The following is a 12510-nucleotide window of genomic DNA, read 5'->3' on the forward strand; positions in this document are numbered from 1 at the left end:
TACGGCTCGGCCGCGGGTTACGGCTGCGCCGCTGCCTGCGGGTGAGCCGCCGTCAGCAGTGCCAGTCGGGCCCGGGCGTCGGCGGCCTCGGCCGCTCCGGCCGCTTCGAGGAGCACGAGGCCCCGGCGGACGGCGTCCAGCGCGGCGGGCCGCTCCGCCGGGGGCAGGCAGCGCCCGATGCCGAGCAGTGCGCGGGCCTCGTCGAGCGGGCTGTCGCTGCGGCGGGCGAGTTCGAGCGCGCGGCGGTGCCGGTCGAGGGCCGCGGGCAGGTCGCCGAGGTCGGCGGCGAGCAGGCCGAGGCTGTTGAGCACCTCGGCCTGGGCCTGCAGGTCCCCGTCGGCCTCGAAGGTCTCCAGCGCCCCGTGCAGCAGGCCGGTGGCAGCGGCCCGGTCGCCGGTCGCGCGCAGTGCCAGCGCCAAGCCGTGCAGCGCGTTGGCCTCGCCGTGCGGGTTGCCCGTGGTCCGGAAGACCGCGGCGGCCTCCCGCTGGAGCTCGACCGCGGCGGCGGTCCGCCCGGTCACCAGGTGCAGTTCGCCCAGCGCGCTGAGGGTGCTGGCCTCGCCCTGCCGGATGCCGAGCTCCCGGCAGCGGGCGAGCGCCAGGTCGAGCAGGTCCCGGGCCTGCGGGTGGGCGCCCTGGAGCAGCCGGATCCGGCCCAGCAGCCACGCCGCGTTGGCCTCGCTCTGCCGGTCGCCGAGCTCGCGGGCGATCGTCAGCGCCTGCTCCAGCAGGTCGCCGCTGTCGGCGGTCCGCCCGCAGCAGTACCGGAGGTCGGCCAGGTCGCTCAGCGCGTGCGCCTCGCCGGCCCGGTCGCCGAGCGAGCGGTAGGCGGCCAGCGCGGCGGCCAGCAGTTCCTCCGCGATGTCGGTCTCACCTAGCATCCGGCGGGCCCGGCCGAGGTCCCAGAGGGTGTGCGCCTCGCCCTGCGGGTCGCCGAGCTCCCGGTAGCCGGCCAGCGCCCGGCCGTACAGTTCGACCGCGCGGGCCAGGTCGCCGCTCTGGTAGGCGAGCCGGCCGCGCTCCCAGGCCGAGTGGGTCCGGCCGTGTGCGTCGCCCAGCTCGCGGTACAACTGCTCGGCGCGGTCGAACAGTTCGGCGGACTCCTCGAACCGGCCGGCCAGCCGATGGGCGCGGCCGGCCCGCCACAGCGCCTCCGCCCGGTCGAGCGACCGGCCCTGGGCGGCGGCCGCCTCGGCGGCGGCCAGGTGCAGCGCGGCCTCCTCGGAGCGTGGACCGTCCAGCTCCAGGATCGGGGCGAGCGCCGCGGTGATGACGCTGCGGCGCTGCGGGTCGCCGCTGCGGGCCATGGCGGCCAGCAGGTTGTTCCGTTCGGCGCGCAGCCAGTCCCGGGCCCGCTCGGGGGAGTCCACGTCGGGGGCGGGCCGGGGCGCCGGGCCGGTCGGCGCCGGACGGTGGCCGCGGTAACGGGCCAGCCGGTGGCCGGCCCGCTCGGCGGTGTCCTGGTAGTGGTCCAGCAACCGGCGGCCGGCGATCTCCCGGCGGGCCGGCGGCTCCTCCTCGGCCAGCGTCCGCGACCAGGACCGGACCAGGTCGTGCATCCGGTAGCGGCCCGGGGTCGGCTGGGCGAGCAGGTGGTGGCCGAGCAGCGACTCCAGCAGCCGTTCCGCACCGCGGCGGTCGGCGCCGAGCAGGTGCGCCGCCGCGCAGACCTCCAGGTCCTCCCCGGGCAGCACGCCCAGCAGGCGCAGCAGCCGCTGCTCCTCCGGCGGCAGGTCCCGGTACGAGGCGCGGAACAGGGCGGCCAGGTCGCGGTCCTCGTCGCGCAGCAGGCCGAGCCGGTGCCGCTCCTCGCGCAGCTCCTCCACCAGGGCGGCGGCGGTCAGCCGGGGGCGGTGCCGCAGGCGTGCCCCGAGGATCCGCAGGGCCAGCGGCAACCGTCCGCCCAGCCGGGCCAGTTCGGCGAAGTCGGCGAGCTCGCCGATCGCGGGGGCGGCGGGGCTGGCAGGGTCGGTGGTGGGCGTGGGGACGGGGAGGGGGCCGGCCCCGGCGGCGCGGCGCAGCAGGTCGACCGCGTCGTCCTCGGGGAGCACGTCCAGGGTCAGCAGGTGGGCGTCGTCCAGCCCGACCAACGGGCTGCGGCTGGTGACCAGCACCAGGCAGCCGGTGCTGCCGGGGAGTAGCGGCCGGACCTGGGCGGCGCTGGACGCGTTGTCCAGCAGGACCAGGGTCCGGGTGCCGGACAGCCGGGCCCGGTAGAGCGCGGCCCGGTCGGTCAGCCCGCTCGGGATCCGGTCGGCCGGCACGTCGAGCGAGCGCAGCAGGGTCTCCAGCGCGTCCTCGGCGCTGAGCGGCTCCAGCCCGGCGGTGTGGCTGCGCAGGTCCAGGAACAGCTGACCGTCCGGGAAGCGCTCGCCCACCCGGTGGGCGGTGCGGACCGCCAGCGCGGTCTTGCCCACCCCGCCCATGCCGGTGATCACGCACAGCACCACCATGCCGGCCTCGGTGCCCTCCGGAGCCAGCCGGGCCACCCCGGCGAGGAACTCGCCCTCCACCGTCCGGCCGGTGAACAGGCGGCTGTCGGAGGGGAGTTGACGCGGACCCCGGGCCGCGGCCACGGGCAGGGGCGGGAGCATCGGCGGGAGCACGGGCGACGGCGCGGGTGCGGACGTGGATGCCGAAGCGGGTGCCGACGCGGGTGCCGGGGCGGACGGGGGAGCGGGGGACGCGGGACGGTCGGTGGCGGGGCGGTCGGTGGCGGGGCGGGTGGCCGCGGCGACCGGCTGCTCGCGGCGGCCGGCCGGCAGGGCGAGCCCGTCCGCCAGCCGGGCCACCGAGGACAGCCGGGGCCGACGGCGGCCGGCCTCCAGCATGCTGATCGAGTGGACGGAGACGCCGGAGCGGTCGGACAGCTCCTCCTGGGTCCACCCGGCGGCCAGCCGAAGGTCCCGCAGCAACGCGCCGAACTCCACTGCCATTCCCCTGTTCCCCGAACGGTCGCGCCGCACGGACCGGTCGGCCGGAACGGCGTCCGATCGTAACGGGGCCACCCCGATCCGCGGCCCGCCCCCGAACCACCGCAGGTGACAGCCCGACCGCGGTCCGTTCTGCCCTGGCGCCGTTGCCCGTCCTGCCTGACGCGGCGCTAGGTGCCGTTGCCGGGGCTTCGGCCGGCGGTGCTCAGGCCGCGGTGATCGGGCGGACGGTGGTGGTGGGGTGCGTGGCGGTGAGGGCGGCGGTGTGGGTGGTGACGAGGTGGCGGAGGGCGCGGTCGGTGGCGGGGTCGGCGGGGGTGAGGGTGAAGAGGCGGTGGGGGCCGGTGGTGAGGATGTCGTAGTGCAGGCGGAGGTCGCCGGCTTCGGGGTGGCGGACGCGTTTGGTGCCGGTGGCGCGGTCGAGGACGGTGTGGTCGTCCCACCAGAGGGTGAACTCGGGGCTGTGGGAGCGCAGTTCGGTGAGGAGGGCGGTGAGGCGCGGGTCGTCGGGGTGGTGGGCGGCGGCGGTGCGGAGGTGGCCGACGGTCTCGCGGGCGACCCGTGGCCAGTCGAGCTGGGTGGCCCGGGTGGCCGGGTCGAGGAAGAGCATCCGGGCGGTGTTGTCGGTCGGTCCGGTGCCGAAGCCGGGGCCGAACAGGGCGCGGGCGGCCGGGTTGTGGGCCAGCACGTCGAGCCGGTGGTCGGTCAGGTAGGCCGGGAACAGCGGTATCCCGTCCAGCAGTTGGCGCAGCGAGTCGCGGACGAGGGCGTGCGGCGGACGCGCCGCGGGCCGGACGGGGGTCTCCCGGCGGGCGATCAGGTGCAGGTGGCGGTGCTCGTCCGGGGTGAGGCGCAGGGCTTCGGCGAGGGCGTCCAGGACGGCGCTGCCCGGGGTGCCGACCCGGCCCTGTTCGAGGCGGACGTACCACTCGACGCTGACGGCGGCGAGTTGGGCGACCTCCTGGCGGCGCAGCCCCGGGGTGCGGCGGCGCGGCCCGCGCGGCAGGCCGACGTCCTCGGGCTGCAGGCGGGCGCGCTTGGCCCGGAGGAAGGCGGCCAGTTCGGCCTGCGGGGACGGGGCGCGCTCGGTCATGCTCCCGATCATCGGCGCGGGCCGGGCGGGCCGTCCAGTGCCGAGGCTGGTACGCCGGGTGCCACCATCCGGAGGGACTCCCCAACTGTCGCGGGGCGGGGGAGGGTTGGGCCGTCCGAAGCCAGCTCCGACGATCGACGGGAAGTCCCGCGCCATGTCACGTCCGTTCCGTACCCGCGCTGTTGTCCGTGGCGGGGCCCCCGCTGTCCGCGGCGAGGGCCCCGCTGCCGGGGGAGAGGTCTCCGTCCGGCGTTCGCGCCGTTACCGCACCGCCGCGGTCGCGCTGTCCGCCGCTGCCGTGCTGACGCTGCTGGGGGCCGCCGATTCGAGTGCTCAAGTGGACCGGAAGGAGCCCGAGTTCGGGCGGGTGTCGGTCCGCTCCGGGGTCCCGGTCGGGACGGCGCGGTTCACCGTCACCAGCCCGGACATCGTCAACGGCCGCTTCCCGCAGGAGCATTGGGCGAACGCCTTCGGCTGCGACGGCGGCAACCAGCCGCTGCGGCTGGCCTGGAGCGGCGCTCCGGCCGGCACCCGGAGCTTCGCCGTCACGATGTTCGACCCGGACGCGCCGACCGGCTCCGGGTTCTGGCACTGGCTGGTCTGGGACGTCCCCGCCACCGCCACCGGACTGGGCGCGACGCCGCCGGCCGGGGCGGTGACGGGCGCCGACGACGCGGGCGTGCAGGGCTACTTGGGCCCCTGCCCGCCGGTCGGCGACCGTCCGCACCGCTACCGGATCACCGTCTACGCCCTGGACACCCCGAGCCTGGCGCTGCCGGCCGCCACACCCGCGGCCGTCACCGCGTTCAGCATGAGCGGCCACGTGATCGGGCACGCGCAGACCACGGCGCTGGCCGCGCGGTGAACCGGCGGGCGGCAGGTGAAAGGTGAACTTCCAGACACGGTGCGTCAGTTGAGCGGGGCCAGGTGGAGTCCGCCGTCGCTCTCCAGAACGGTGCCGGTGAGGTTGCGGTTGGTTGCGGCCAGCACGACCGCCTCGGCGACGTCCGCCGGGGAGGCGATCCGGCGGGTCGGCAACTGGGCGGCGGCCTGGGCGAAGTAGGCGTCCCGGGCGTCCTGGGGCAGGCCGTCCCACCACGGGGTGTCGACCAGTCCGGGGGAGACGGCGTTGATCCGGCGCGGGGCCAACTCCCTTGCCAGCGGCCGGATCATCGCCTCCAGGGCGCCGTTCACCGCGGCCAGTCCGGCGGTGCCGGGCATGCCGGTGCGGGCCGAGATCGCGGTGACCAGGGTGATCGACCCGTCCTCGGACAGGTGCGGCAGCGCGGCCTGCACGGTGGTCAACTGCCCCCAGAACTTGGCCTCGAAGGCGCCGCGCAGGGCGTCCAGGTCGAGTTCGGCGAACGGCCCCGCGCCCTCGGCGCCGCTGAGCGAGACCACCAGCCAGTCCAACGTGCCGATGGTGGACAGGACTTCGGTGATCTGCCCGCGGTCGCCGCCGTCCGCCCGGTGCCCGATCAGCTCCGGGTCGCTGACCGCCAGCGCCTCCAGCCGCTCCTTGCTGCGGCCCGCCACGTGCACCGCGGCGCCCCGGGCGCGCAGTTGGCGGGCGGTCTCCAGCCCGATGCCCGAAGTGCCGCCGACGACCAGTGCGGTGCGCTCGCCCATGTGGTTCCTCCCCAGTGCGGGTTGCGGCCCGTAATTTCGAACCGCTACGTCTCGTCTCGAATTACGGTAGCGTGGCCGCCGTGATCGAGCAAACGCGCCAGGAGCCGCAGCAACCGTCCGACCGGGCGTCAACTCCCGCACGGGCAGGCCGCCGTCGCAGCGAGGAGAGCCGCCGCGCGATCCTCACCGCCGCCTACGAGCTGCTCGCCGAGTCCGGGTACGCCCGCCTCACCGTCGAAGGCATCGCCGCCCGGGCCGGCACCGGCAAGCAGACCCTCTACCGCTGGTGGCCCGGCCGGGCGGACGTCCTGCTCGAAGCCGTCACCGCGTACGCCCGGCAGCACATCCCGCTGCCCGACACCGGCAACCACGCCGCCGACCTGCACGCCTTCCTCGCCGCCACCTTCGCCGCCGCCACCCCGCCCACCACCGACGCCCTGCGCGCCCTGATGGCCGAGGCCCAGATCGACCCCGCCTTCGGCGAACGCTTCCACGACACCCTGCTGCGCCCCCGCCGCGAAGCCCTCGGCACCCTGCTCGCCCGCGCCCACGCCGCCGGCGCGCTCGCCCCCCACCTCACCCCCGCCACCGCCGCCGAACTCGCCTTCGGCCTGCTCTGGTACCGGCTGCTCGCCACCCACGAACCCCTCGACGAGCAGCTCGCCACCCTCCTCACTCGCACCCTGCTGCGCTGACCGCCCGGCGGCCGGGGCGCCCGCCTGTTTCCGGCGGATGTCCAGCCGCACCCCGCCCGCAAGCCCGTCGAACGACTGAACGAGCATGGCGGGGTGCCCACCGAAACGCCCTCCCGACCGTCCCCGCCGCCCGACCCCTCCCGACCGTCCCCGCCACCGGCCCCCGCCCGGACCGGGCTGCGCCGCCTCACCCGGGGCGCCTTCGCCGACCTCACCCCGCTGCGCCACAGCCCCGACTACCGGCGGCTCTGGTTCGGACAGACGGTCTCCTCGATCGGCCAGCAGATGACCACCCTCGCGGTCGGCATCCAGGTCTACGCCCTCACCGGCTCCACCTTCCTCACCGGCCTGGTCGGCATCTGCTCCCTGGTCCCGCTGGTCGTCTTCGGCCTGTACGGCGGCGCCATCGCCGACCGCGTCGACCGCCGCCGCCTCGGCCTGATCGGCTCCGGCGGCCTCGCCGCCGTCTCCGCACTCCTCGCCGCCCAGGCCCTGCTGGACCTGCGCTCCATCACCCTGCTCTACGCCGCCGTCGCGCTCCAGGGCGGATTCTTCGCGGTCAGCTCGCCCGCCCGCTCCTCGATGATCCCGCGCCTCGTCCCGCGCGAGCAGCTGCCCGCCGCCAACGCCCTCAACACCATCGGCATGAACCTCGGCCAGACCGTCGGCCCGCTCCTCGGCGGCGTCGCCGTCGCCGCGTACGGGGCGCAGAGCGCGTACCTGGCCGACACCGTCGCCTTCGCCGCCACCCTCTACGCGATGTGGCGCCTGCCCGCGATGCGCCCGCAGAGCACCACCGGCAAGCGCGCCACCGTCCTCGACGGCCTGCGCTTCCTGCGCACCCAGCCCAACCTGCGCACCTCCTTCGCCGCCGACCTCGCCGCGATGATCTTCGGCCTGCCGCGCGCCCTCTTCCCCGCCATCGTCCTCCCCTTCTACGGCGGCGACGCCGGCACCGTCGGCCTGCTCGCCGCCGCCCCCGCCGTCGGCGCCCTGGCCGGCGGCCTCTTCTCCGGCTGGATCGGCCGCATCCACCGCCACGGCGTCGCCGTCCTCACCTCCGTCGCCGCCTGGGGCCTGGCCATCGCCGCCTTCGGACTCGTCCGCAACCTCCCGCTCGGCCTGCTCCTGCTCGCCGCGGCCGGCTGCGCCGACACCGTCTCGATGATCTTCCGCAACACGATGATGCAGGTCGCCGCTCCCGACGAGATGCGCGGCCGCCTCCAGGGCGTCTTCATCGTCGTCGTCGCCGGCGGCCCCCGCCTCGGCGACTTCGAATCCGGCACCGTCTCCTCCCTCACCACCCCCACCCTCTCCATCCTCACCGGCGGCCTCGCCTGCGTCGCCGTCGTCCTCTACCTCGCCCTCCGCCGCCCCGCCTTCCGCCACTACGACGCCCGCCACCCCACCCCTGACCACCCGCCGCCCCACCCACCCGCCACACCCCCGAAACCTGGCAGCGAGCACCCCCCGACGTGCTGTATTGTTTTCCACGTCGCCGAGAGATCGGGGGCAAGGTCAGAAAGCCGAGGAGCCCGCAAGGGCGACTGGGAAGACGACCACGGGACGTGGCGCAGCTTGGTAGCGCACTTGACTGGGGGTCAAGGGGTCGCAGGTTCAAATCCTGTCGTCCCGACGTGAGTCGGAAAGGCCGTTGGCCGGGTTAACGCCCAGGTCAGCGGCCTTTCGCGTGACGCTCCGTCAGTGGAACGAGTCACCTACGAGCACCCCTAAACGATCTTGCTGGGGACCAGCTGGGGACCAGGACCCCCGAGCGGACCTCAAGGGGCCGCTCCCCGGGGACCAGCCCACCGGAGACCCACATGTCCCCTCCCGGCCAGAATAGCCGCAGGAATGGGTCGCCTGGAGTGCCCACGCCGGAATTCCCTCGCCCCGGTTCCAGCTGTACCGTGACGAATCTCGGATGCTCCGGAGCAGTGCACCCGACCAATCGCCAGTCGACTCCCTGGCCGCCCACGCGAAGCAGATTTCGACGCAGACCCCCAACGGGGCTGGAATCTGCCTTCAACCCACCATCCGGGTTCACCGGTGCTGCTGCGCAACGTTGTTGACACCCCACAAGCGCAGGTCGGCACGGATACTGCCGGGCGGCCGGGCGGCCGGGTGCGCTGTGGGCGGCATTCGGCGCACCCCGATGGGGCCTTACCCGCTCCGAGGACGAGACGGAGGAGAATGGCCCCGAGCAGGTCTCGGCGAGGCGGAGGGGCGACGGGTGCTGTACGAAACCGCAAAGATGGCGTTGGAACAGCTCACGGACGATCGGGCCCTGGAGCGGGTGGCTCTGCGAGTGCTCCGGAAGCGCTACCCCAATCTCCGTCTCACCAGCGCCACCGGTGACACAGGTCTCGACGGCTACAGCCGCCCCTTGTTCGAGGACGAGATCGACGTGGCGCTGTGGGTCAGCCTGCAGGGCACGTGGACCACGAAGCTCACCATCGAGTTGGAGAAGCACAAGCAGCACGGACGTACTGCGCCGGCCGTCTTCGTGATGAACCGTTCGACCACCGAGATCAAGAAGGATCAGGAGCGGGAGCGGGCCAAGACAGACTTCGGGGTGAGTCTGGAGATCATCGACCTCGCCGAGCTCGTCGTCGAGCTGGAGTCGGACGACCTGCGCTGGGTAGCCGAGGCTGAGCTGGGGGTCCGTCCGTGTCAGCCCCGGTCCCTGTCCACTGCGGAGGTGTACCTGGAACGGCTCTCCCGCACGGTGCCAGGGATGGCTGCTGAGCTCCGCGGCACTGCCGAGATCCAGAGTCAGCTCCGCGCCCGGCTCACCCCGGGATCTTGCGAGGACCGGGTTGTCGTGGTGGAGGGCCCGGGCGGCTCCGGGAAGACCAGGATCGCGATCGAGACGGCCCGGTCCGTCGCCACAACCCTGGTCGTCCCTTCTGGGGCGCCATTCACGCTTGACTCGTTCACAGAGGTGGGGCTGGATGCACCGCTGATCCTTGTGATCGACGACGCCCATCGCAGCGAAAGCCTGTCTGCAGTGGCCGCGATGCTCGCCGACCAGCGGTTCGACCGAGTCCGGCTGATCCTCACCGTTCGTCCGGGCCAGCGCGAGCGGACGCTCTACACCGCCGGAGCCGAGCACCAGGCCGGTACCTCGGTCGTACTTGGCCGCCTGGACCGTCCGGAGATCGACACGATCATCACGGACCACGGCATTCAACTGGACGAGTTCCGCACGGCCGCCATCGGCCTGGCCGACGGCAATCCCCTGATCGCCCACACCGCCTGCCAAGTGGCCCTGGCCAATGGGAAGTTCGACTGGAGCGACGCCTCCGACCTCCTGCGGGAGCTGATCGCCAGCAGGCTCCTGGCACTGGGCGACCCCAGCTTGCACCGGACGGTCGCGGTCGCTCTCGCTCTGCTGACCAAAGCCGGCGACCCGGCCGGGCACCACGGAGGTCAGGACATCGCCGTTCTCCACGGAGCGGTCTCCGGCTTGCCGTCCGAGCCCGATCGGCTCGACCGGCTCCTGGACGACCTCGCCGACGCCGGGCTGGTGGACACGCCGCCCTGCACCTTCCGCCCCGACCTTGCCGCCGCCGTTGTCCTGGCCGACGCCCTCACTCCGGAGGCCAAGGTTCGGCTGGACCCGGAAGCCGCCCTGCGCCGCCTGGCGGCACACTCGGGCCTCACCCCGGAGATGACCCCGCAGGAGCACGCGGACGCCCTGGACGCCGCGACTCGTCAGCTCGATCCACAGATCGGCGTACTGGCCGCAGCCGCCCGCGACAGCGGCAACCGAGCCGCCGCCTCGGCGATCACCGCCTTCGTCCTCGGCCTGCTCCCCGAGGACGCCCACCTCGGCCACTGGACCAGCGTTGTCCGCCTCGCTTCCCAGGCAGTCCCCGCTGATCCGACACTTCTCGCGCAGCTCACCGAACGGCTGATCCGACAGTGGCCTGTGCCGGCCTCCGAGCAGCTCTGGGGGGACACCGACGCTGTCGCCTACTACCGGTTCGAACTGGACCGCCTGTGCCAGGAGTTCGCCCGGCTGGCAGGACGCATCAACCCCGAGACCACCTCGGCGGCTGTGGCATCCGTGCTGGACATCGCCTGGCTGGCGGATGCCGCCCGCCCCGTCTTCGGCGGCCACCAGCCAGACACCCTGCTGCGTACATTCCAGACCTGGGCAGGTCCAAAAAGCTGGCACAACGGACAAGCACTGATGGCCCGCCGAGGCACCCTCCTCGGCGCGATCTCGCGCTGGGTCCGCGACCGTACCGACGAACCACCCCTGGGACTCGACGTCGCGGATGCGGCCAAGCGGGGCCCCGAGTCCGTCGCCCGTGTCCTCCTCGCGGCCCTGCAGCCCTACCTGACTGTCATGATCGAACTCGTGCGGCACGCCACGCCCGAGCAAGCGAACACCCTCACCATCAGGACCGCTACGCTTCCTGACCTTCCAGAGACCCAGCACCAGCTCGACCAAGCCCTCGACCTACTCGAACCGCTGCTCGCCGAACCGGCCCTGCACCAGCCCGAGCACCTGAACCTCCTCAACGCGCTGGTCGCAGTACCCGAGCAACTGCGCCAGATCGCGGGCCGCGGCCTGCCCGGTAATCATCACCAGCCGCTGCCCACGCACGCCGAGCAGCTCCTGGCGGAGGCTGCCACGAGGTTTGCCGAGAAGATCGCCGCGCGGTGGACGGACCTTCCACTGTCCGTGCGGCGCCGGGCGGCCGAGGCCGCGCTCGGAACAGGCACCCGCCGGACCGACCTGGCAGGAGCAGCAGCCAACGGCGAGCCCGTCGCGGTGGCGGCACTCAGCGACCCGGAGCTCTCGCGCCTCCTCGTCGTTCAACCACCCAACACCTTTACGGCCACCTGGGCCGAGGACGTCGAAGCCCAGAAGTCCACCGCCATCGCCCTGGCCGGTCAGCTGACCACCGCGCAGGCCATCGACCTGCTGGAGGCCGCAGATCCATCCTGCTTCGGTACGGCGCGCGAGGTCCTCCCAGCATTCGCTGCAGCGGTAGGCGAGAATGCGACCGGCGCTGATCCCGTCCTGGACCGCATCGCCAGAGGGCCGCTGTCAGGCGATGCTGGGCTGCTGGCCGGCCTGGCGACCCGGCACCCGAAGCAGGTCTGGCAGTGGGTTTTCCAATGTGCGGTTGACCCCAGGATCGCGGAGCTTGCACTCGCGATGGCGGACGACCACCCCGAACAGGAAGAGCAACTCCTTCGCGCTCTCGCGGACGCGGCAACCGGAACCGAAGTCGCTGATCCGGCCGCGATCTGCGCACAGGTCGCCCGGCATGCGTGGCACTGCACGAGATCGGCGGAGGACCGTCTGGGGCGTCTGGCCCTGCTTGGCACCCGGGGGCCGGATCAGGCGGTGCCCGAGGTGCTGCAGGCGATCGGGATGGTGCTCCACTCCAATGCGCCGGTGGATCCCGAAACGGTGAACGCTTGCGTGGCCGTGCTGGAGCGGGGGCTCACCACCGACGCCAACGACCTCGTGAACAACGACGGCCTCGGCCTCATCAGCCACGGAGTCATCCAGATCGCTCGCCGGTCGCCCGGGGGGTTCGCCCAGGTCCTGACGGGACATGCCCTCGGAGGCCACCGCCTGCCGGCTTCTTGGACGGAGCACCTTGAGAGGCTCGACATTGCGGTGCGTGACGAGATCACTGCCGCGTTCGAGCAGCGTTGGTCGGCCGCACCGGCCACCGTCCTCGACGACTTGGTCGAAGATGTGTTGTGCGAGACGTTCACTGCGATCGGTAAGGACACCGACGCCTGGTCACGAGCTCTGGTCGAGTGGGCCGGCGGACCGCCGAGCGCACGCCGCCGAGCGGCGAAGTCGGTTCACCTTGCCTGGACGAGCAGAACCTGGGCACAGGTTGTACCGGAGCTCCTGGTTGCCGGGCTGACCCCTGACGGTGAGGAGCTGATCCTGCACGGGTTGACGGCAGTGAACGCCGTCTTTACGGACCTGGACGCCGTGATCTGCCCCCGCCGGGAGGCAGCAGAGAAGCTGAAGGCACACCCGGATGCCTTGGTGCAGGCGTTCGCCACCACTGCGCTGGAACGCCTCGACCATTTCGCCTCGGCCTTCCTGAGCATGCAACACCGCAGCCGCACCGGCTACCTCACCTGATCCGGAACGAACTCCTACCCGGGAGTG

6 protein-coding genes, 1 tRNA gene and 1 pseudogene are annotated in these 12510 nt (G+C 73.4%); 5 read left to right on the forward strand and 3 right to left on the reverse strand.

Annotation, left to right across the window (positions count from 1 at the left end; genetic code table 11):
* Positions 1-17: 17 nt before the first annotated feature.
* Both OU787_RS25215 and OU787_RS25220 read right to left on the reverse strand, forming a co-directional pair.
* On the reverse strand, positions 18-2936 hold the full coding sequence (locus tag OU787_RS25215; RefSeq protein WP_268660603.1) for an ATP-binding protein: 2919 nt from the start codon (positions 2934-2936) through the stop codon (positions 18-20).
* A gap of 202 nt (positions 2937-3138) precedes the next feature.
* On the reverse strand, positions 3139-4026 hold the full coding sequence (locus OU787_RS25220) for a helix-turn-helix domain-containing protein (protein WP_268660604.1): 888 nt from the start codon (positions 4024-4026) through the stop codon (positions 3139-3141).
* 337 nt (positions 4027-4363) lie between these two features.
* On the opposite strand from OU787_RS25220, the gene OU787_RS25225 reads away from it, so the two are divergent.
* Positions 4364-4891, forward strand: coding sequence for a YbhB/YbcL family Raf kinase inhibitor-like protein (locus OU787_RS25225; RefSeq protein ID WP_268660605.1), 528 nt, complete (start codon positions 4364-4366; stop codon positions 4889-4891).
* Positions 4892-4935: 44 nt separating this feature from the next.
* Here the strand turns inward: OU787_RS25225 and OU787_RS25230 are convergent, their stop codons facing one another.
* The gene (locus tag OU787_RS25230; RefSeq protein ID WP_030463129.1) at positions 4936-5655 is read right to left on the reverse strand and encodes an SDR family oxidoreductase; all 720 of its coding nucleotides are present in this window, start codon (positions 5653-5655) and stop codon (positions 4936-4938) included.
* An 80-nt stretch (positions 5656-5735) separates the two neighbouring features.
* Here OU787_RS25230 and OU787_RS25235 point away from each other — a divergent pair, with 80 nt between their 5' ends.
* The 4 genes and pseudogenes from OU787_RS25235 to OU787_RS25255 all read left to right on the forward strand — a co-directional run bounded on the left by OU787_RS25235 (position 5736) and on the right by OU787_RS25255 (position 12483).
* Complete coding sequence (locus tag OU787_RS25235; RefSeq protein ID WP_268660606.1) at positions 5736-6350, forward strand: TetR/AcrR family transcriptional regulator; 615 nt, start codon at positions 5736-5738, stop codon at positions 6348-6350.
* A gap of 93 nt (positions 6351-6443) precedes the next feature.
* Positions 6444-7679, forward strand: a pseudogene (locus OU787_RS34890) (MFS transporter); the annotation flags it as partial.
* A 233-nt stretch (positions 7680-7912) separates the two neighbouring features.
* Positions 7913-7986, forward strand: a tRNA-Pro gene (locus tag OU787_RS25250).
* Between the two features lie 597 nt (positions 7987-8583).
* A complete protein-coding gene (locus OU787_RS25255; protein WP_268660609.1) occupies positions 8584-12483 on the forward strand; it encodes a hypothetical protein in 3900 nt (1299 codons plus the stop codon).
* The last annotated feature ends 27 nt before the right edge of the window (positions 12484-12510 follow it).

The organism is Kitasatospora sp. YST-16, from assembly GCF_026802215.1.
In the GTDB taxonomy this organism is placed as follows: domain Bacteria; phylum Actinomycetota; class Actinomycetes; order Streptomycetales; family Streptomycetaceae; genus Kitasatospora; species Kitasatospora cineracea.